General features: G+C 61.7%; 30 protein-coding genes. All 30 read right to left on the reverse strand.

Going from position 1 to position 17,447, the window contains the following annotated elements:
• Nucleotides 1–50: 50 nt before the first annotated feature.
• Entirely contained in the window at nt 51–1,373 is a 1,323-nt protein-coding gene (locus tag MRY80_RS13090) for a replication-associated recombination protein A (protein ID WP_293291466.1), read from the reverse strand.
• Between the two features lie 6 nt (nt 1,374–1,379).
• Nucleotides 1,380–2,873: a DegQ family serine endoprotease gene (locus MRY80_RS13095; protein ID WP_293291467.1), complete on the reverse strand. Its 1,494-nt coding sequence runs from the start codon at nt 2,871–2,873 to the stop codon at nt 1,380–1,382.
• A gap of 94 nt (nt 2,874–2,967) precedes the next feature.
• Nucleotides 2,968–3,396 carry a 50S ribosomal protein L17 gene (rplQ, locus tag MRY80_RS13100; RefSeq protein ID WP_293291468.1) on the reverse strand — a complete coding sequence of 143 codons (429 nt, stop codon included), beginning with the start codon at nt 3,394–3,396 and terminating at the stop codon, nt 2,968–2,970.
• Nucleotides 3,397–3,434: 38 nt separating this feature from the next.
• Nucleotides 3,435–4,445, reverse strand: a complete 1,011-nt coding sequence (locus tag MRY80_RS13105) for a DNA-directed RNA polymerase subunit alpha (protein WP_293291469.1) — start codon at nt 4,443–4,445, stop codon at nt 3,435–3,437.
• Between the two features lie 92 nt (nt 4,446–4,537).
• A complete protein-coding gene (rpsK, locus tag MRY80_RS13110) occupies nt 4,538–4,927 on the reverse strand; it encodes a 30S ribosomal protein S11 (protein ID WP_193178157.1) in 390 nt (129 codons plus the stop codon).
• Nucleotides 4,928–5,055: 128 nt separating this feature from the next.
• Nucleotides 5,056–5,424, reverse strand: a complete 369-nt coding sequence (gene rpsM, locus MRY80_RS13115; RefSeq protein WP_293291470.1) for a 30S ribosomal protein S13 — start codon at nt 5,422–5,424, stop codon at nt 5,056–5,058.
• A gap of 228 nt (nt 5,425–5,652) precedes the next feature.
• Nucleotides 5,653–6,303 (reverse strand): adenylate kinase, encoded by a 651-nt coding sequence (locus MRY80_RS13120; protein ID WP_293291471.1) that lies wholly within the window; start codon nt 6,301–6,303, stop codon nt 5,653–5,655.
• A complete protein-coding gene (gene secY / locus MRY80_RS13125) occupies nt 6,300–7,640 on the reverse strand; it encodes a preprotein translocase subunit SecY (protein ID WP_293291472.1) in 1,341 nt (446 codons plus the stop codon). Before secY ends, MRY80_RS13120 begins: the two co-directional genes overlap by 4 nt.
• 159 nt (nt 7,641–7,799) lie before the next feature.
• On the reverse strand, nt 7,800–8,276 hold the full coding sequence (gene rplO, locus MRY80_RS13130; protein ID WP_293291473.1) for a 50S ribosomal protein L15: 477 nt from the start codon (nt 8,274–8,276) through the stop codon (nt 7,800–7,802).
• A 17-nt stretch (nt 8,277–8,293) separates the two neighbouring features.
• Nucleotides 8,294–8,494 carry a 50S ribosomal protein L30 gene (gene rpmD / locus MRY80_RS13135; RefSeq protein ID WP_293291474.1) on the reverse strand — a complete coding sequence of 67 codons (201 nt, stop codon included), beginning with the start codon at nt 8,492–8,494 and terminating at the stop codon, nt 8,294–8,296.
• A gap of 61 nt (nt 8,495–8,555) precedes the next feature.
• Nucleotides 8,556–9,125, reverse strand: a complete 570-nt coding sequence (gene rpsE / locus MRY80_RS13140; RefSeq protein WP_293291475.1) for a 30S ribosomal protein S5 — start codon at nt 9,123–9,125, stop codon at nt 8,556–8,558.
• Nucleotides 9,126–9,167: 42 nt separating this feature from the next.
• The gene (gene rplR / locus MRY80_RS13145; protein ID WP_293291476.1) at nt 9,168–9,530 is read right to left on the reverse strand and encodes a 50S ribosomal protein L18; all 363 of its coding nucleotides are present in this window, start codon (nt 9,528–9,530) and stop codon (nt 9,168–9,170) included.
• A 12-nt stretch (nt 9,531–9,542) separates the two neighbouring features.
• Complete coding sequence (rplF, locus tag MRY80_RS13150) at nt 9,543–10,076, reverse strand: 50S ribosomal protein L6 (RefSeq protein ID WP_293291477.1); 534 nt, start codon at nt 10,074–10,076, stop codon at nt 9,543–9,545.
• Nucleotides 10,077–10,120: 44 nt separating this feature from the next.
• A complete protein-coding gene (gene rpsH / locus MRY80_RS13155) occupies nt 10,121–10,519 on the reverse strand; it encodes a 30S ribosomal protein S8 (RefSeq protein WP_293291478.1) in 399 nt (132 codons plus the stop codon).
• Between the two features lie 12 nt (nt 10,520–10,531).
• Nucleotides 10,532–10,837 (reverse strand): 30S ribosomal protein S14, encoded by a 306-nt coding sequence (gene rpsN / locus MRY80_RS13160; RefSeq protein WP_293291479.1) that lies wholly within the window; start codon nt 10,835–10,837, stop codon nt 10,532–10,534.
• A 27-nt stretch (nt 10,838–10,864) separates the two neighbouring features.
• Complete coding sequence (rplE, locus tag MRY80_RS13165; RefSeq protein ID WP_293291480.1) at nt 10,865–11,422, reverse strand: 50S ribosomal protein L5; 558 nt, start codon at nt 11,420–11,422, stop codon at nt 10,865–10,867.
• Nucleotides 11,415–11,726, reverse strand: coding sequence for a 50S ribosomal protein L24 (gene rplX, locus MRY80_RS13170; protein WP_293291481.1), 312 nt, complete (start codon nt 11,724–11,726; stop codon nt 11,415–11,417). Before rplX ends, rplE begins: the two co-directional genes overlap by 8 nt.
• Before the next feature lie 11 nt (nt 11,727–11,737).
• Nucleotides 11,738–12,106, reverse strand: coding sequence for a 50S ribosomal protein L14 (gene rplN, locus MRY80_RS13175; protein ID WP_175276125.1), 369 nt, complete (start codon nt 12,104–12,106; stop codon nt 11,738–11,740).
• 67 nt (nt 12,107–12,173) lie between these two features.
• Nucleotides 12,174–12,416 carry a 30S ribosomal protein S17 gene (gene rpsQ, locus MRY80_RS13180; RefSeq protein ID WP_293291482.1) on the reverse strand — a complete coding sequence of 81 codons (243 nt, stop codon included), beginning with the start codon at nt 12,414–12,416 and terminating at the stop codon, nt 12,174–12,176.
• Nucleotides 12,417–12,421: 5 nt separating this feature from the next.
• Entirely contained in the window at nt 12,422–12,619 is a 198-nt protein-coding gene (gene rpmC, locus MRY80_RS13185; RefSeq protein WP_293291483.1) for a 50S ribosomal protein L29, read from the reverse strand.
• An 11-nt stretch (nt 12,620–12,630) separates the two neighbouring features.
• Entirely contained in the window at nt 12,631–13,044 is a 414-nt protein-coding gene (gene rplP, locus MRY80_RS13190) for a 50S ribosomal protein L16 (RefSeq protein WP_293291484.1), read from the reverse strand.
• Nucleotides 13,045–13,068: 24 nt separating this feature from the next.
• Complete coding sequence (rpsC, locus tag MRY80_RS13195) at nt 13,069–13,773, reverse strand: 30S ribosomal protein S3 (protein WP_293291485.1); 705 nt, start codon at nt 13,771–13,773, stop codon at nt 13,069–13,071.
• Nucleotides 13,773–14,162, reverse strand: a complete 390-nt coding sequence (rplV, locus tag MRY80_RS13200; protein WP_293291486.1) for a 50S ribosomal protein L22 — start codon at nt 14,160–14,162, stop codon at nt 13,773–13,775. Before rplV ends, rpsC begins: the two co-directional genes overlap by 1 nt.
• 2 nt (nt 14,163–14,164) lie before the next feature.
• The gene (gene rpsS, locus MRY80_RS13205) at nt 14,165–14,443 is read right to left on the reverse strand and encodes a 30S ribosomal protein S19 (protein WP_293291487.1); all 279 of its coding nucleotides are present in this window, start codon (nt 14,441–14,443) and stop codon (nt 14,165–14,167) included.
• Nucleotides 14,444–14,462: 19 nt separating this feature from the next.
• Nucleotides 14,463–15,296, reverse strand: a complete 834-nt coding sequence (rplB, locus tag MRY80_RS13210) for a 50S ribosomal protein L2 (RefSeq protein WP_293291488.1) — start codon at nt 15,294–15,296, stop codon at nt 14,463–14,465.
• 24 nt (nt 15,297–15,320) lie between these two features.
• Nucleotides 15,321–15,617 (reverse strand): 50S ribosomal protein L23, encoded by a 297-nt coding sequence (locus tag MRY80_RS13215; protein ID WP_293291489.1) that lies wholly within the window; start codon nt 15,615–15,617, stop codon nt 15,321–15,323.
• The gene (rplD, locus tag MRY80_RS13220) at nt 15,614–16,234 is read right to left on the reverse strand and encodes a 50S ribosomal protein L4 (protein ID WP_293291495.1); all 621 of its coding nucleotides are present in this window, start codon (nt 16,232–16,234) and stop codon (nt 15,614–15,616) included. The genes MRY80_RS13215 and rplD overlap by 4 nt, the downstream gene beginning before the upstream one ends.
• Nucleotides 16,234–16,941, reverse strand: coding sequence for a 50S ribosomal protein L3 (gene rplC, locus MRY80_RS13225; protein WP_293291490.1), 708 nt, complete (start codon nt 16,939–16,941; stop codon nt 16,234–16,236). The genes rplD and rplC overlap by 1 nt, the downstream gene beginning before the upstream one ends.
• Before the next feature lie 28 nt (nt 16,942–16,969).
• Entirely contained in the window at nt 16,970–17,278 is a 309-nt protein-coding gene (gene rpsJ, locus MRY80_RS13230) for a 30S ribosomal protein S10 (RefSeq protein ID WP_072606015.1), read from the reverse strand.
• A 72-nt stretch (nt 17,279–17,350) separates the two neighbouring features.
• On the reverse strand, nt 17,351–17,447 hold a 97-nt coding region (locus tag MRY80_RS13235), incomplete at its 5' end, for a hypothetical protein (RefSeq protein WP_293290844.1).

Raw genomic sequence — 17,447 nt, forward strand, 5'->3', positions numbered from 1 at the left:
TCTCGAAGTCCCTTCGCGTCGGCGAGCGATGCCCCATCCGCCGACATCAATCAATCTGTCTGTTTTGCCCGCTCCCGGCGCAGCTTGCTCCAATAGTCGAGCCGCTTGCGGATCTCGCGTTCAAAACCGCGTTCGGCCGGATCATAGAACACCTGCCGTCCCATCGCCTCAGGGAAATAGTCCTGACCCGAGAAAGCATCCGGTTCGTCGTGATCGTAACGATAGCCCGTGCCGTAGCCCTCCTGCGACATCAGCTTGGTCGGTGCGTTCAGGATGTGTTTCGGCGGCAGCAGAGACCCGTTGTCCTTGGCCGAACGCATCGCCGCCTTGAATGCGACATAGGCCGCGTTCGATTTCGGCGCCGTCGCGAGGTAGAGGCAGGCTTGCGCAAGCGCCAGCTCGCCTTCCGGCGATCCTAGATAGTCATAGGCATCCTTCGCCGCGAGGGCGATCGTCAAGGCCTGCGGGTCCGCGAGGCCAATATCCTCGCTTGCCATGCGCACCAACCGACGTCCGAGAAAAAGGGGATCCTCGCCGGCGTCGAACATGCGCGCGAGATAATAGAGCGCGGCGTCCGGGTCCGAGCCGCGGACGGCTTTGTGCAGGGCCGAAATCAGGTTGTAGTGGCCATCCTGCCCCTTGTCGTAGATCGGCGCACGACGCTGCAAGATCCCGCGCACAGCATTTTCATCAAGCTGCTCGCCCGGCCTAGCCGCTCGCCAGACCTCCTCGGCCAGGGTCAAAACGGCCCGCCCGTCGCCATCGGCCATGACCGTGATGAGGTCACGCGCGGAAGATGTGACCGGCAGCGCTTCGCCGAGGAGTTGCTCAGCGCGCGAAAGCAACTGGAGCAGATGCTCCGGCTCCAATCGCTTCAACGTCAGCACACGCGCCCGCGACAAAAGCGCCGCGTTGAGCTCGAAGGACGGGTTTTCCGTCGTCGCACCGACAAGAAGGATCGTGCCATCCTCCACCACGGGGAGAAAGCTGTCCTGTTGCGCACGGTTGAAGCGGTGGATCTCATCGACGAACAGAAGCGTCTGACGGCCGTTTTGTAGCCGCATGCGTGCCGCTTCGAAGACCTTCTTCAATTCCGCCACGCCGCTGAAGATCGCAGAAATCTGTTCGAAATGCAGCCCTGTCGCGCCGGCGAGGAGCCGCGCGATCGTTGTCTTGCCAGTGCCCGGCGGTCCCCAGAAGATGACGTTGCCGAGACTGCCGGAAGCGATCATCCGCGTCAGCGCACCGTCCGGTCCGGTGAGATGGTCTTGTCCGACCACATCGTCCAGTTGCGAAGGCCTGAGCCTGTCTGCGAGCGGACGACGTGTCGACTCTGCCTCGGAGGCCTCCGGCTGTGCGAACAGGTCTGTCACGGAACGTCAGCCCCGGAAGAACTGCCGGATGGTTCTTCCGCCACGATTGATGGTGAAGCTCCAGTTCCGACCGGCCTTCGCGACCGTCCCCGTCACGTCCTCGACAGTGCGGATATCAACGCCATTGACCTTCATCAGAATGTCACCAGGCCGAAAACCGATCCGGGCCGCGGCCGAAGCCCGCTCAATATCTGCAATGATCACACCCTCACCACGAAAGCGGATGTTCAGGCGCTGAAGGATGCGAGGCGAGATATTGGCGACAGTCGCGCCGGCCAGCGGGTTTGATCCTGAGATCAGCGTCTGGTTCGACGGAACAGATTCCGGTGCGGTTTCAAGCCGAATGTCGAGCGTGACGCGGCGGCCCCGCGACAGAAGCGTCAGCTCGACAGTGCGGCCCGGTCCGGCTGTCGCCAGCCGATAGCCGAGAGCGTCGGGATGCTCGATCATGTGCCCGTCCACGGCGAGCACCACATCCCCTGCCCTGAGACCCGCATTTTCGGCCGGACTGTCCGGATGCACGCCCGTGACGATGGCACCCGCCGGCCGCCGCATGCCCAGACTGTCTGCGATCTCCGGCGTGACGGTCTCGAAATCCGCACCTAGATAGGGCCGTTCGAACGCGTCCGCACCACCGCGCGCCTGATCGATCACCGCGCGCACCATGTTGGATGGAATCGCGAAACCGATCCCGTTGGAACCGCCCGAACGCGAAAAGATGGCCGAATTGATGCCGATCAGCTTGCCCGACATCCCGATCAGCGCGCCGCCGGAATTGCCGGGATTGATCGCCGCATCCGTCTGGATGAAGAAGCCGAAGTCGGAAACCCCGATGCGGCTGCGGGCCAACGCCGACACGATGCCGGAGGTCACGGTCTGTCCGACGCCGAATGGATTGCCGATCGCCAGAACGAGATCCCCTGTCTGGACAGCGTCCGAATCCTCCAGCTCCAGATATTCGAGATCACGGCCGACATTGATGCGCAGAACCGCGAGATCGGAGCGCTCGTCGCGCAGAACGACCGTGCTCTCGAACTCCTCGCCGTCCGACAAGGCGACCTTGATCTCATCCGCTTCACCGATGACGTGGTTGTTGGTGACGATGAGGCCGGACGGATCCACGATCACGCCGGAACCCAGCGAAGATTCCATCCGTGGCCGCGTCGATCCGCCGAAATTGGGCCCGAAGAAATGCTCGAAGAACGGATCACCCTCAAACGGCGACCGTTGGCGCACGATGCGTGCGGCATAGACATTGACGACAGCCGGAGCGCTACTTCGGACGAGAGGCGCGAAGGACAATTGCATCTCCGCGCGACTGGCCGGCGGTCTCCGCTGGCCCGCCTCGTCTTGCGTGCGACCGCCATTCTTCCCGCCTAACAGCTCCTCCAGAATGTTGCCGACACGGTCTTCGACGCTTTGTGCGTGGACATGCGCGACCGTCGTCGCGCCGACGAGAACGGCCGCCAGGATCAGGCGAACAATCCGCGGTGCATGCATGGTTCCGTTCTCCAACTGACGGGGGATTCGCGCCACCATAACGAAAAAAAGGGGCCACAAAAGGCCCCTTTTCAGATCGTCCGCGCGGACCTGATTAAGCTGCTTCTTCGGCAGCTTGCTCCTCAGCCTCGAGCCGTGCTCGATCGGCAGCGCCCTTGGCGTCGACGTCACGGTCGACGAATTCGACCACGGCCATCGGCGCACTGTCGCCATGGCGGAAACCCGCCTTCATGATGCGGATGTAACCGCCGTTGCGATCCGCATAGCGGCTCGCGATCGTGTCGAACAGCTTACGCACCTGGTTCTCGTCGCGGATCGCGGCGATCGCCTGGCGGCGTGCATGCAGGTCGCCGCGCTTGCCGAGCGTGACAAGCTTCTCGACGATCGGGCGAATTTCCTTTGCTTTGGGCAGCGTCGTCACAATCTGCTCATGCTCGATCAGCGAAGCTGCCATGTTGGCAAACATCGCCTTGCGGTGGCTGGCAGTGCGGTTCAGCTTGCGGCCCGATTTTCCGTGGCGCATGAGCCTTCTCCTTGAAAGTTAGCCGGCGACACCGGCGATCAGTAATGATCCTCGTAACGCTTTGCGAGGTCTTCGATGTTTTCCGGCGGCCATGCCGGGACTTCCATGCCGAGATGGAGGCCCATGGACGCCAGAACTTCCTTGATCTCGTTGAGCGACTTGCGGCCGAAATTCGGCGTGCGCAGCATCTCGCCCTCGGTCTTCTGGATCAGGTCGCCGATATAGACGATGTTGTCGTTCTTCAGGCAGTTCGCCGAACGGACGGACAACTCCAGTTCGTCGACCTTCTTCAGAAGCGCCGGGTTGAAGGCCAGTTCCTGGACCTGTTCTTCCTGGACTTCCTTCTGCGGCTCTTCGAAGTTGACGAAGACGGCAAGCTGGTCCTGAAGGATGCGCGCGGCAAATGCCACGGCGTCCTCACCGGTGACCGCACCGTTGGTCTCGATGGTCATCGACAGCTTGTCATAGTCGAGAACCTGACCTTCGCGGGTGTTCTCGACCTTGTAGGACACCTTGCGGACCGGCGAGTAGAGGCTGTCGACCGGGATCAGGCCGATCGGTGCGTCTTCGGCGCGGTTACGCTCGGCCGGGACATAGCCCTTGCCGTTGTCGACGGTGAACTCCATGCGGATTTCCGCACCCTCGTCGAGCGTGCAGATGACGTGATCCGGATTGAGGATCTCGACATCGCCCACCGTCTGAATGTCACCGGCGGTGACGACGCCCGGGCCCTGCTTGCGCACGACCATGCGTTTCGGACCGTCGCCTTCCATGCGGATGGCGATTTCCTTGATGTTCAGAACGATGTCGGTCACGTCCTCGCGCACACCGGCGATCGAGGAAAATTCATGCAGCACGCCATCGATCTGCACGGCAGTCACCGCGGCGCCGCGCAGCGACGACAGCAGGACGCGACGCAGGGCGTTGCCGAGCGTCAGGCCAAATCCGCGCTCCAGCGGCTCGGCGACGAGCGTCACCTTCGTAGCGCCGGAGCCCTTGAACTCGACCTTCTTCGGCTTGATAAGTTCTTGCCAGTTTTTGTGTATCACGGCAGTTTCCCTCAGCTTCCTTGCCACCATCCAGTCGTGGCAACAGACCTGAAAAAGGGCCACGCAGGATCGGCGTCGCCCTGAAAAGCGGTTTAGACGCGGCGCTTCTTGCGCGGGCGGCAACCATTGTGCGGGATCGGGGTCACGTCGCGGATCGAGGTGATCGTGAAGCCCGCGGCCTGCAGCGCGCGCAGTGCCGACTCACGGCCGGAGCCAGGTCCGCAAACCTCGACTTCCAGCGAACGCATGCCGTGTTCCTGGGCCTTCTTGGCGCAATCTTCGGCAGCGACCTGAGCCGCGAACGGGGTCGATTTGCGCGAGCCCTTGAAGCCCTGCATTCCGGCGGACGACCAGGCGATGGTGTTACCCTGCGCGTCGGTGATGGTGATCATCGTGTTGTTGAACGTCGAGTTGACGTGCGCCACGCCCGACGAAATGTTCTTGCGTTCGCGACGACGAACGCGACCGGCATCTTTTGCCATTTTAGTCCTCTCGATCTCTGCACCGCCGTAGTTCCAGCGGCTACACCTGGGGGAAGTCGGCAGTGATCAGTGCTTAGTTGGCCGACTGGTACATAACCAACGACCGGCTAACCGCTACCGACTCCAGATTACTTCTTCTTGCCGGCGATCGCCTTGGCCGGACCCTTGCGGGTACGGGCGTTGGTGTGGGTACGCTGACCGCGCACCGGCAGGTTGCGGCGATGACGCAGGCCGCGGTAGCAGCCCAGGTCCATCAGACGCTTGATGTTCATGGAAACTTCACGGCGCAGGTCGCCCTCGACCTGATAGTCGCGGTCGATCGTTTCGCGGATCGCCATGACTTCGGCGTCGGTAAGCTCATGCACCCGGCGCTCGGCCGCGATGTTGTTCTTCTCGACGATTTCCTTGGCGAATTTCGGACCAATGCCGTGAATGTATTGAAGCGCGATCACAACGCGCTTGCCAGTCGGTATGTTAACACCGGCGATACGAGCCATCTTGTTCTCCATGTAGGCCGGTCAAACCGGCTATTCTTGTTGAACCCGCGTCCGGTGGAGGCCGGCCCTTGCGAGCTTTCCCGTACGAGCAGAATCACGCCGACAGGCGCACTCATCCAAACCTTCAGGGAAGATGCGCCGCTATAATGCCGCTTCTGACATGAGTCAACAGCGCAGCATTACTTTTCGCAGGAAACCTGCGAGCCTCCCCGACGCCACCGAATTCGGTCAAACAGCGTCCAGAATGGCGTCCATCGACCGCGCGACATCGTCAATCGACTGAAGCCCGTCAACGCTCTTCAGGAGGCCCTTGGCGTGGTAGTAGCCGATCAGCGGCGACGTTTCCTTGTAATAGGCCTGCAACCGCGTCCACACCTTGTCCGGCTGGTCGTCGGAACGGCGCTTGAATTCGGTCGAACCGCACTTGTCGCAAACGCCTTCCTGCGCCGGCTGCTTCGTGGTGTCGTGATAGACCGTGCCACAGCTCGCGCAGCTGAACCGACCCGAAATGCGATCGACCAGAACCTCGTCGTCAACCTGGAGTTCAATGACGACGTCGAGATCCATGTTCTTGTTCTTCAGCATCTCCTCCACCGCGTCCGCCTGCACCAGCGTGCGCGGATACCCGTCAAGGATGAAACCGTTAGCGCAGTCTGCGGCGTCGATCCGCTCAGAGACGATCGCATTGACGATATCGTCCGAAACGAGCTTGCCCGCATTCATGACGGCCTCGGCCCGCTGACCGACTTCGGTACCGGCTTTCACCGCGGCACGCAGCATATCACCAGTGGAGAGCTGGGGAATGCCGTATTTCTCTACCAGCCGCTGTGCCTGCGTTCCCTTGCCCGCGCCGGGCGGTCCCAGAAGAATCAGTCTCATCGTCCGCGTTTCCCCCCGCGCAATTTCGATTTCTTGATCAGGCCTTCATACTGATGAGCGATCAGATGCCCCTGCACCTGCGCCACCGTATCCAGCGTCACGCTCACGACGATGAGCAGCGACGTGCCGCCGAGATAGAACGGGACACCGGTCGACGCTATTAGAAATTCGGGTAAGAGGCAGACCAGCACCAGATAGATCGCGCCGACGAGCGTAATACGCGTCAGGACGTAGTCGATATATTCCGCCGTGCGCTGACCCGGACGAATGCCGGGAATGAAGCCCGAATGCTTCTTCAGATTGTCGGCAGTGTCCTGCGGGTTGAAGACGATCGCCGTATAGAAGAAGGCGAAGAAAACAATCATCCCTGCATAGAACAGCATATAGAGCGGCTGGCCGTGTCCGAGCGCTGCCAGAATGGCCGTCGCCCAGCTTGGAAGCGTCGTCGAATCAGAGAACCCGGCAAGCGTCGCAGGCAGAAGCAGCAAAGAAGACGCGAAGATCGGAGGAATCACGCCGGCAGTATTGAGCTTCAGGGGAAGATGCGACGTGTCGCCCTGGAACATCCGGTTGCCGACCTGTCGTTTCGGATACTGGATCAACAGGCGGCGCTGGGCGCGTTCCATGAAAACGATAGCCGCGATGACCACGATCGCAATGACGATGATACCGAGGATGATGCCGGTCGCAAGCGCGCCGGTGCGGCCGAGTTCCAGCGTGCCGACGACAGCGTTAGGCAGACCGGCGACGATGCCGGAGAAGATGATCAGCGAAATGCCGTTGCCGATGCCGCGCGCAGTGATCTGCTCACCCAGCCACATCAGGAACATGGTGCCACCGACCAGCGTGATCACGGTGGAAATACGGAAGAACCAGCCCGGATCCGCGACGATGCCGCTGCCGCTCTCAAGACCGACGGAGATGCCATAGGCCTGCAGCGTCGCGAGCAGAACGGTCGCGTAACGCGTATACTGGTTGATGACCTTGCGGCCCTGCTCGCCTTCCTTCTTCAGCTGCTCCAGCGCCGGGATGACGGACGTCATCAGCTGGATCGCGATCGAAGCGGAGATGTAGGGCATGATGCCAAGTGCGAAGATCGCCATACGGCTCACGGCGCCGCCCGAGAACATGTTGAACATGCCAAGGATGCCGCCCGACTGGCTCTGAAACGCCTGGGCGAACGCATTCATGTCGAGACCGGGCAGCGGAATGTAGGTGCCAAGCCGATAGACGAGCAGCGCGCCGAGCGTAAACCAGATGCGTTTCTTGAGTTCTTCGGCCTTGGCGAAGGCGCCGAAATTTAGATTGGATGCAAGCTGTTCTGCTGCGGATGCCATTGGGGAATTCTCCGGTTCGGCGCAGGCCGGTGAGACGCCGATACACGGCCAGCCGCGCCATCGCACGTCAGGTGCGGAGATAAGCGCCATGCAGGGGAGACGCAAGTCAAGAAACACGTGAAGAAAGGGCGGCAACTTCGTTACCGCCCTTTTTCAGGATTATTCGGCTGTCGCCTTCGCGGCCAGGACGGTCAAAGAACCGCCGGCCTTCTCGATCTTGTCGGCCGCCGATTTCGACGCACCGGCTACCTCGAAGGTGACCTTTGCCGTCAGTTCGCCATCGGCGAGGACGCGAACGCCATCCTTGACGCGGCGGATCACGCCGGCTTCAACCAGAGCCTCGGCCGTGACCGGCTTGCCGGCGTCCAGCTTGCCAGCATCGATCGCAGTCTGCACACGGCCGAGCGAAACGATGTTGAAATCCTTGGCGAAGATGTTGTTGAAGCCACGCTTGGGAAGACGCCGATAAATCGGCATCTGACCGCCCTCGTAACCCTTGATGGCCACGCCCGAACGGGACTTCTGGCCCTTCACGCCGCGACCGACGGTCTTGCCCTTGCCGGAGCCGATGCCGCGGCCAACGCGCTTGCGGGACGGGCGCGAACCTTCGTTGTCGCGCAGATCGTTGAGATTCATTGTCTTTCTCCCCGCTCTCAGGCTTCGTCCACAACGCGGACGAGGTGCTTGACCTTGCGGATCATGCCACGAACGGCCGGAGTATCCTCCAGCGTGCGGCGGCGATGCATCTTGTTGAGGCCCAGACCGATCAGGGTTTTCTCCTGGTCGGCCGGACGGCGGATCGGGCTGCCGATCTGTTCGACGGTGATCGTGGCGCCCTTGTTGTTGTCAGCCATCAGTCAGTTTCCTTCCTAAGGCCCCTGCCCTTCGCGGTGAAGGGTCCGGGAGCACGATCGACTATTCTTCGGTGCCGATCAGCTCGCGACGGCGAGCCTGCAGCGTGGAGTACTTGATCCCGCGCTGGGCGGCGATGTCCTTCGGATGCATCTGGTTTTTCAGAGCGTCGAAGGTGGCGCGCACCATGTTGTACGGGTTCGAGGTGCCGAGCGACTTGGCGACGACGTCCTGCACACCCAGCGTCTCGAAGACAGCGCGCATCGGACCACCGGCGATGATACCGGTACCCGGCGTGGCAGCGCGCAGCAGAACCTTGCCAGCGCCGTGACGACCTTCGACGTCATGATGCAGCGTGCGGCCCGAACGCAGCGGCACGAAGATCATGTCGCGCTTGGCGCTCTCGGTTGCCTTGCGGATCGCTTCCGGCACTTCGCGCGCCTTGCCGTGACCGAAGCCGACGCGGCCCTTCTGGTCGCCGACAACGACGAGTGCGGCGAAACCGAAACGGCGGCCACCCTTGACCACCTTGGCAACGCGGTTGATGTGCACGAGCTTATCGACAAACTCGCTGTCAGCTTCTTCGCGTGGTGCGCGGTCGCGTCCGCGACCTCCACGGTCCTGCTGTGCCATATCCTTATCCTTCGTTTTTTTCCGGTAGCACGGGGTTGAAATTTAGAAGCTCAGGCCGCCTTCGCGAGCCGCATCCGCCAGAGCCTTGACCCGGCCGTGATAGATGAACGCCCCACGATCGAAGACGACTTCCTTGACGCCGGCTTCGACGGCGCGTTCGGCGATCAGCTTCCCGACGGCAGCAGCAGCAGCCGTGTCGGCACCGGTCTTGAGCGAGCCTTTCAGCGAGCCTTCCAGCGTGGAAGCGGCGGCCAGAGTGCGGCCGGCAGCGTCGTCGATGATCTGGGCGTAGATGTTCTTGGACGAACGATGGACCGACAGACGCGGACGGCCGTTCGCCACCTTCTTGAGCTGGCGCCGGACGCGTTGCGCGCGGCGAACGGTCGATTCTTTTGACTTTGCCATGACGCGCTTTCCTTACTTCTTCTTGCCTTCTTTGCGGATGATCGTCTCTTCCGCATATTTGACACCCTTGCCCTTGTAGGGCTCCGGCGGACGGAACTCGCGGATCTCCGCGGCGACCTGGCCAAGCTGCTGCTTGTCGATGCCGGTCAGCACGATTTCCGTGGGCTTCGGCGTCGCTGCGGCGATGCCTTCCGGCACCTGGTAGACGACTTCATGGCTGAAGCCCAGCGAGAGCTGGATGTTCTTGCCCTGCATCGCGGCACGATAGCCGACGCCGTTGATTTCCAGCTTGCGCTCGTAGCCGTTCTTCACGCCCTCGAGAATGTTGGAGATCATCGTGCGCGACATGCCCCACTTGGAGCGTGAGTCCTTGGACTGGTCACGCGGCTGCACAGCCACGGCGCCATCTTCCATGGAGACGAGCACTTCGTCGTTGACGACGAATTTCAGTTCACCTTTCGGGCCCTTGGCGGTCACAGTCTGACCGTCGACGGTGGCCGTGACACCGTCCGGGATAGCTACCGGCTTCTTACCAATACGCGACATTGTTCAACCTGTCCGTTTACTGGGTTTCGTGCCTGCAACCAGCGTCAGAAGACGCGGCAAAGCAGTTCGCCACCAACATTCTTTTCGCGCGCCTCGTGATCCGCCATCACGCCCTGCGGCGTCGAGAGGATCGAGATGCCGAGGCCGTTCGCGACGTGCGGGATCGACTTCACGCCGACATACACGCGGCGGCCAGGCTTCGAAACGCGTTCGATCTTGCGAATGACCGGTGCGCCGTCGAAGTACTTGAGCTCGATCTCGAACTCCGCCTTGCCGGTCGAATACTCGACCTGCGAGTAGTCGCGGATATAGCCTTCGCTTTTCAGCACGTCCAGCACGCGGCCGCGCAGCTTGGAGGCCGGGGTCGAGATGCGGTCCTTCGAACGGTGGATGCCGTTACGAATACGGGTCAGCATATCGCCAAGAGGATCTGACATGGACATCTTTGTTTCCCCTTACCAGCTGGACTTCACGACGCCGGGAACGCGGCCGAGCGAACCGAGTTCACGCAGCGCGATACGCGACATTCTGAGCTTGCGGTAGTAACCGCGCGGACGGCCCGAAACCTCGCAACGGTTGCGGATGCGCACCTTCGCGGAATTGCGCGGCAACTCGGCGAGCTTCAACGTCGCCTTGAACCGCTCCTCGATCGGGTTGGAGCGATCCATGACGATTGCCTTGAGCGCGGCGCGCTTCGCGGCGTACTGATCCACCATCTTGCGACGGCGCTGGTTCTTTTCAACTGCGCTGACTTTAGCCATGCGAACTGTTCCTTTCGACGCTTGCCGTTACTGGCGGAACGGGAAGTTGAAGGCCTTCAGAAGGGCCCGCGCTTCGTCGTCCGTTTTCGCCGTCGTGCAAACGATGACGTCCATTCCCCAAATCTGGTCGACCTTGTCGTAGTTGATTTCGGGGAACACGATGTGCTCCTTCAGGCCCATGGCGAAGTTGCCACGGCCGTCAAAGCTCTTCGGGTTCAGGCCGCGGAAGTCGCGAACGCGCGGCAGCGCGATGTTGACCAGGCGATCCATGAACTCATACATGCGCTCGCCGCGCAATGTAACCTTCGTGCCGATCGGCATGCCTTCACGCACCTTAAAGCCGGCAATCGAATTGCGGGCACGCGTGATGACGGCCTTCTGGCCAGTGATGAGCGCGAGATCCTCAGCCGCCGAAGCCGGCTTTTTGGAATCAGCCGTCGCTTCGCCGACGCCCATGTTGACGACGATCTTCGTCACCCGCGGGATTTCCATCTCGTTGGCATAGCTGAACTCTTCGAGCAGCTGCTTGCGGATGGACTCGTTGTACTGTGTCTTGAGCCGCGGCTCGTATTTTGCGTCAGCCATCGATCACTTCTCCGGAACGTTTGGAAAAGCGAACCTTGCGATCGCCTTCCATGCGGAAGCCGACGCGCGTCGGCTTGGAATCCTTCGGGTCGAGAAGGGCCAGGTTCGACAGGTCGATCGGCGCTTCCTTGGCGATGATTCCGCCTTCCGTATTGGCAGTCTGGCGCTGGTGGCGCTTCACGACGTTGACGCCGGAAACCACTGCGCGATTATCCTTCGGCATGACCTGCAGGACCGAACCCTTGCGGCCCTTGTCCTTGCCGGTGAGCACGACGACTTCGTCGCCTTTGCGGATCTTCTGCATCGTGTCTCTCCTTACAGAACTTCCGGCGCCAGCGAGATGATCTTCATGTGGGCCTTGGCGCGCAGTTCGCGCGGCACGGGGCCGAAGATACGAGTGCCGACCGGCTCTTTCTTGTTGTCGACGATCACCGCTGCGTTCTTGTCGAAGCGGATCACGCTGCCGTCGGGACGGCGAATGTCGCTTGCGGTGCGCACGACGACCGCCTTCATGACGTCGCCCTTCTTGACGCGGCCGCGCGGGATGGCTTCCTTGACGGAGACGACGATGACGTCACCGACGGAAGCGTACTTGCGCTTCGAGCCGCCCAGCACCTTGATGCACTGAACACGACGGGCGCCGGAATTGTCGGCGACATCGAGGTTTGTTTGCATCTGAATCATGACTGGCTGCCTTTGTATGTTGTCCAGCTGGCTTCCACGGAAGCCGCATGCAAATTGCGGTTTGGAATCAGGCCGCCGACTGGTCGGTCACGACCACCCAGCATTTGTCCTTCGAAATCGGCGCGCTCTCCTGGATGAGAACGGTGTCACCGACCTTGAACTGGTTGTTTTCGTCGTGAGCCTTGTACTTCTTGGAACGGCGCACGGTCTTTTTGAACAGCGGATGCGTGAAGCGGCGTTCGACCTTGACCACGACGGTCTTGTCGTTCTTGTCGCTAACCACGGTGCCCTGCAGAACGCGTTTCGGCATCTTGATTATTTCCCTTTGGCCGCATTCTGCGCGGCGATCGTCTTGATACGGGCAATGTCGCGGCGCACTTCACGCACGCGCGAGGTCTTCTCCAGCTGGCCTGTCGCTGTCTGGAAGCGCAGGTTGAACTGTTCCTTCTTCAGCTTTGCCAGTTCATCGGCAAGCTCGTCGGCACTCATGGCTCTAACGTCAGAAGCTTTCATAATCGTCACTCCTACTCGGCGATGCGCTGAATAAAGCGCGTGCGGACCGAGAGCTTCGCAGCGCCGAGACGCAGCGCTTCGCGCGCGACGTCTTCCGGCACACCGTCGATCTCGAACATCACGCGGCCCGGCTTGACCTTGACCGCCCAGTAATCGACGGAGCCCTTGCCTTTACCCATGCGGACTTCGGTCGGCTTCGAGGTGACCGGGACATCCGGGAATATGCGAATCCACACGCGGCCGGCACGTTTCATGTGACGGGTGATCGCGCGGCGGGCCGCCTCGATCTCGCGCGCGTTGACGCGGTTGGGTTCAAGCGACTTAAGACCGTATTCGCCGAAGTTCAAGGCGGTTCCACCCTTGGCGAGGCCATGGATCTTGCCCTTGAACTGCTTGCGGTACTTGGTGCGTTTCGGTTGCAACATCGGTTTCTACTCCAATCTGTCCGCTTACGCGTTGTCGCGACGGCGGCCAGAGCCCTGGCTGTCGGTCTCGGTTGCCCGGCGTTCCGAAGCCATCGGATCGTGCTCAAGGATTTCACCCTTGAAGATCCAGACCTTGATTCCGCAGATGCCGTAAGCCGTTTCGGCTTCGGCGGTGCCGTAATCCACATCGGCGCGCAGCGTATGCAGCGGCACGCGACCTTCGCGGTACCACTCGGTCCGTGCGATTTCCGCGCCACCGAGACGGCCGGCGCAGTTGATGCGGATGCCTTCCGCGCCGAGACGCATCGCCGACTGAACGGCGCGCTTCATGGCGCGACGGAACGCCACGCGGCGCTCCAGCTGCTGAGCGATCGACTGGGCGACCAGGGTCGCGTCGATCTCCGGCTTGCGCACTTCAACGATGTTGAGATGCGTCTCGGCCGAGGTGAACTGGCTCAGCTTGCGGCGCAGCTTCTCGATGTCCGCGCCCTTCTTGCCGATGATGATGCCCGGACGCGCCGAGTGGATCGTCACGCGGCACTTCTTGTGCGGACGCTCGATCACGATCTTGGACACGGCGGCCTGCTTGAGTTCCTTCATCAGGTACTCGCGGATCTTCAGATCCTCGTGCAGCAGCTGACCGTACTCACCGGTGTTCGCGTACCAGCGCGAATCCCAGGTGCGGTTGATGCCGAGACGAAGGCCGACCGGATTGATTTTCTGACCCATTACGCGGCCTCCCCTGCTTCCTCTTGCTCACGCACGACGATGGTGAGGTGAGAGAACGGTTTCTCGATGCGGCTCGCACGGCCGCGACCGCGGGCGTGGAAACGCTTCATGACGATCGACTTGCCGACATAGGCTTCCGCGACAACCAGTGCGTCCACATCAAGGTCGTGGTTGTTTTCTGCGTTGGCGATCGCCGATTCCAGCGTCTTCTTGACGGTCGAGGCGATGCGCTTGCGCGAGAAGGTCAGGTCGGCCAGGGCCGAGTCCACCTTTTTGCCGCGGATCATGGCCGCAACCAGGTTGAGCTTCTGCGGGCTGACGCGGATGGTGCGCGTGACTGCGCGCGCCTCGTTATCCGCCAGCCGGCGTGGAGCCTTGGGCTTGCCCATGGTTACTTCCTCTTTGCCTTCTTGTCCGCACCGTGACCGTAGTAGGTCCGCGACGGAGCAAATTCACCGAACTTGTGACCGACCATGTCTTCCGACACCGCCACCGGAATGTGCTTCGAGCCATTGTAGACACCGAAGGTCAGGCCGACGAACTGCGGCATGATGGTGGAGCGACGGCTCCAGATCTTGATGACGTCGTGACGGCCGCTCTCGCGGGCCTTGTCTGCCTTCTTGAGAAGATAGCCGTCGACGAACGGGCCTTTCCAAACTGAACGAGCCATGAGGCTTTTCCTCTCTCGATTACTTCTTGCGCTGGTGGCGCGAACGCATGATGAACTTGTCGGTCGACTTGTTCGAACGCGTACGCTTGCCCTTGGTCGGCTTGCCCCACGGGGTCACCGGGTGACGACCGCCGGAGGTGCGGCCTTCACCACCACCATGCGGGTGGTCGACCGGGTTCATGACAACGCCGCGAACGTGCGGACGCTTGCCGAGCCAGCGCGAACGACCGGCTTTGCCGAGGTTGATGTTGCCGTGGTCCGGGTTGGACACGGCACCGACGGTGGCGAAGCACTTGCCCGAGACAAGACGCTGTTCGCCGGAATTCAGGCGAAGGATCGCCATGCCCTGGTCGCGACCGACGAGCTGTGCGTACGAGCCTGCGGAACGAGCGATCTGACCGCCCTTGCCCGGCTTCATCTCCACATTGTGCACGATGGTGCCGACCGGCATGCGGCCGAGTTCCATCGCGTTGCCCGGCTTGACGTCAACATACTCGCCCGACACCACGCGGTCGCCGGCCTGAAGCCGCTGCGGCGCGAGAATGTAGGACAACTCGCCATCGTCATACTTCAGAAGTGCGATGAATGCGGTCCGGTTCGGATCGTATTCGATGCGCTCAACCGTCGCGCCGACATCGGTCTTGCGACGCTTGAAGTCGATGATGCGGTAGGTCCGCTTGTGACCGCCGCCCTTGTTGCGCGAGGTCATACGGCCGGCATTGTTGCGACCGCCAGACTTCGTCAGACCTTCCGTCAGCGCCTTGACCGGGCCGCCCTTGTGCAGGCCGGAACGGTCGACCGTCACCAGCTGGCGCTGGCCGGGAGACGTTGGTTTGAATGTTTTCAATGCCATAACAAATACCTCTCGGCGAACCGTTTAGAGCCCGGTCGCCACGTCGATGGAATGACCATCGACGAGGGTCACGACTGCTTTTTTCACGTCGCTCTGCCGGCCGGTGATGCCGCGGAACCGCTTCACCTTGCCCTTGCGCAGGATCGTGTTGACCGCCTTCACCTTGACCCCGAACAGGGCCTCGACAGCAGCCTTGATCTCTGGCTTGGAAGCGTCACGGGCGACGTTGAACATCACCTGGTTGTGCTCCGACACCAGCGTCGATTTCTCAGTGATCACCGGCGAGATGATCACGTCGTAGTGGCGAATGTCCGTCGTCATTTGAACCGCTCCTCGAGGGCTTCGACCGCAGCCTTGGACAGGACCAGCTTGTTGCGGCGCAGGATGTCATAGACATTGATGCCCTGAACCGGCAGCACATCGACATGGGGGATGTTCGACGCGGCATTCTTGAACGCGCCGTCGATCTCCGCGCCGCCGATGAACAGCGCATTGTCCAGACCCAGGCCGGACAGCTGGCCGATCAGCGTCTTCGTCTTCGCGTCGGCGGCCTTAAGGTCATCGACGATGATCAGTTCCGACGCCTTGGCCTTGGCAGACAGGGCGTGACGCAGACCGAGCGCGCGAACCTTCTTGGGAAGGTCGGTCTCGTGGCTGCGGGCGACCGGGCCGTGGGCCTTGCCGCCGCCGCGGAACTGCGGGGCACGTGCAGACGAGTGACGGGCGCGGCCCGTACCCTTCTGACGGAACATCTTGGCACCGGTGCGGGAAATGTCCGCACGGCCCTTCGACTGGTGGGTGCCCTGCTGTTTCTTGGCGAGCTGCCAGAGCACGACGCGCTGGAGAATGTCCGTGCGCGGCTCCAGACCGAACACCTCATCGGAAACCGAGAGCGAACCGGCGGCGTCGCCGGCGAGAGTGGTCATCTTCAGTTCCATCATTCAGCCCCTTCAGCGCTCTGCGCTGCTTCTGCGGCGCGCAGGGCGGCCGGCTTCGGCGCATCGTCCGGCAGGCTCGCCTTCACGGCGTCGCGAACCAGGATCCACGCACCCTTCGAACCGGGAACCGCACCCTTGATCAGGATCAGGCCGCGCTCGACGTCCGTCGAAACGATTTCCAGGTTCTGGGTCGTCACGCGGGTCGAACCCATGTGACCGGCCATCTTCTTGCCCTTGAACACCTTGCCCGGATCCTGGCACATGCCGGTGGAACCGTGCGAACGGTGCGAAAGCGAGTTGCCGTGCGTGGCGCGGCCGCCTCCGAAATTGTGGCGCTTCATGACGCCCTGGAAGCCCTTGCCCTGCGTGGTGCCCGTGCAATCGACCTTCTGGCCGGGCACGAAGTGCTCGGCGGTCAGCTCGGCGCCGACATCGATCATGTTGTCGGGCGACACGCGGAACTCGGCCAGCTTGCGCTTCGGCTCGACAGACGCGACGGCGAAATGGCCGCGCATCGCCTTGGAGGTGTTCTTCACCTTCGCAAAGCCCGAACCGAGCTGCACTGCCGTGTAGCCGTTCTTCTCTTCGGTGCGCTGGGCGACAACCTGGCAGTTCTCCATGCGGAGAACGGTCACTGGCGTCTGCACGCCCTCGTCATTGTAGACGCGGGTCATGCCCAGCTTCTGTGCAATTACTCCTGAACGCATTGGTTCGTCCTTCCCCAATCCGGTTCGCTCAGAGCTTGATCTCGACGTCAACGCCGGCCGCGAGGTCGAGCTTCATCAGCGCGTCCACGGTCTGCGGAGTCGGATCCACGATATCGAGCAGGCGCTTGTGAGTGCGCATCTCGAACTGTTCGCGGCTCTTCTTGTCGATGTGCGGCGACCGGTTCACGGTGAATTTCTCGATCCGTGTCGGCAGCGGCACTGGCCCGCGCACGCTCGCACCGGTCCGCTTGGCGGTCGACACGATCTCGCGCGTCGATGCATCAAGGACCCGGTGGTCGAACGCCTTCAGGCGAATGCGGATGTTCTGGCCGTTCATACGACTTTTTCCTTATTCAAGAAGCAAGGCGCGGCAGCGGTGTGCCGCGCCCCTTCAATCTGCTCTGTTCGCCTACTCGATGATCTTTGCGACGATGCCGGCGCCGACGGTGCGGCCGCCTTCACGGATGGCGAAGCGCAGGCGCTCTTCCATCGCGATCGGCACGATC

It is taken from the genome of Oricola sp. (assembly GCF_022763245.1).
Classification (GTDB): domain Bacteria; phylum Pseudomonadota; class Alphaproteobacteria; order Rhizobiales; family Rhizobiaceae; genus Oricola.

What these genes read in the sequence shown, in the direction of transcription:
- MRY80_RS13095 (WP_293291467.1), bottom strand. Translation starts at nt 2,873, where the DNA reads ATGCATGCACCGCGGATTGTTCGCCTGATCCTGGCGGCCGTTCTCGTC.
- rpsQ (WP_293291482.1), bottom strand. Translation starts at nt 12,416, where the DNA reads ATGCCGAAACGCGTTCTGCAGGGCACCGTGGTTAGCGACAAGAACGAC.
- rplO (WP_293291473.1), bottom strand. Translation starts at nt 8,276, where the DNA reads ATGAATCTCAACGATCTGCGCGACAACGAAGGTTCGCGCCCGTCCCGC.
- rpsN (WP_293291479.1), bottom strand. Translation starts at nt 10,837, where the DNA reads ATGGCTAAAGTCAGCGCAGTTGAAAAGAACCAGCGCCGTCGCAAGATG.
- rpmC (WP_293291483.1), bottom strand. Translation starts at nt 12,619, where the DNA reads ATGAAAGCTTCTGACGTTAGAGCCATGAGTGCCGACGAGCTTGCCGAT.
- rpsK (WP_193178157.1), bottom strand. Translation starts at nt 4,927, where the DNA reads ATGGCAAAAGATGCCGGTCGCGTTCGTCGTCGCGAACGCAAGAACATT.
- rplN (WP_175276125.1), bottom strand. Translation starts at nt 12,106, where the DNA reads ATGATTCAGATGCAAACAAACCTCGATGTCGCCGACAATTCCGGCGCC.
- rplC (WP_293291490.1), bottom strand. Translation starts at nt 16,941, where the DNA reads ATGCGTTCAGGAGTAATTGCACAGAAGCTGGGCATGACCCGCGTCTAC.
- rpsM (WP_293291470.1), bottom strand. Translation starts at nt 5,424, where the DNA reads ATGGCTCGTATCGCCGGTGTTAACATACCGACTGGCAAGCGCGTTGTG.
- secY (WP_293291472.1), bottom strand. Translation starts at nt 7,640, where the DNA reads ATGGCATCCGCAGCAGAACAGCTTGCATCCAATCTAAATTTCGGCGCC.
- rpsE (WP_293291475.1), bottom strand. Translation starts at nt 9,125, where the DNA reads ATGGCACAGCAGGACCGTGGAGGTCGCGGACGCGACCGCGCACCACGC.
- rplR (WP_293291476.1), bottom strand. Translation starts at nt 9,530, where the DNA reads ATGGCAAAGTCAAAAGAATCGACCGTTCGCCGCGCGCAACGCGTCCGG.
- rplD (WP_293291495.1), bottom strand. Translation starts at nt 16,234, where the DNA reads ATGGAACTGAAGATGACCACTCTCGCCGGCGACGCCGCCGGTTCGCTC.
- rpsJ (WP_072606015.1), bottom strand. Translation starts at nt 17,278, where the DNA reads ATGAACGGCCAGAACATCCGCATTCGCCTGAAGGCGTTCGACCACCGG.
- rpsH (WP_293291478.1), bottom strand. Translation starts at nt 10,519, where the DNA reads ATGTCCATGTCAGATCCTCTTGGCGATATGCTGACCCGTATTCGTAAC.
- rpmD (WP_293291474.1), bottom strand. Translation starts at nt 8,494, where the DNA reads ATGGCTGACAACAACAAGGGCGCCACGATCACCGTCGAACAGATCGGC.
- rplF (WP_293291477.1), bottom strand. Translation starts at nt 10,076, where the DNA reads ATGTCGCGTATTGGTAAGAAGCCGGTAGCTATCCCGGACGGTGTCACG.
- rpsC (WP_293291485.1), bottom strand. Translation starts at nt 13,773, where the DNA reads ATGGGTCAGAAAATCAATCCGGTCGGCCTTCGTCTCGGCATCAACCGC.
- rplB (WP_293291488.1), bottom strand. Translation starts at nt 15,296, where the DNA reads ATGGCATTGAAAACATTCAAACCAACGTCTCCCGGCCAGCGCCAGCTG.
- MRY80_RS13120 (WP_293291471.1), bottom strand. Translation starts at nt 6,303, where the DNA reads ATGAGACTGATTCTTCTGGGACCGCCCGGCGCGGGCAAGGGAACGCAG.
- rplP (WP_293291484.1), bottom strand. Translation starts at nt 13,044, where the DNA reads ATGTTGCAACCGAAACGCACCAAGTACCGCAAGCAGTTCAAGGGCAAG.
- rplE (WP_293291480.1), bottom strand. Translation starts at nt 11,422, where the DNA reads ATGGCTGACGCAAAATACGAGCCGCGGCTCAAGACACAGTACAACGAG.
- MRY80_RS13215 (WP_293291489.1), bottom strand. Translation starts at nt 15,617, where the DNA reads ATGACGACGGACATTCGCCACTACGACGTGATCATCTCGCCGGTGATC.
- rpsS (WP_293291487.1), bottom strand. Translation starts at nt 14,443, where the DNA reads ATGGCTCGTTCAGTTTGGAAAGGCCCGTTCGTCGACGGCTATCTTCTC.
- rplV (WP_293291486.1), bottom strand. Translation starts at nt 14,162, where the DNA reads ATGGGCAAGCCCAAGGCTCCACGCCGGCTGGCGGATAACGAGGCGCGC.
- rplX (WP_293291481.1), bottom strand. Translation starts at nt 11,726, where the DNA reads ATGCAGAAGATCCGCAAAGGCGACGAAGTCGTCGTGCTCACCGGCAAG.
- rplQ (WP_293291468.1), bottom strand. Translation starts at nt 3,396, where the DNA reads ATGCGCCACGGAAAATCGGGCCGCAAGCTGAACCGCACTGCCAGCCAC.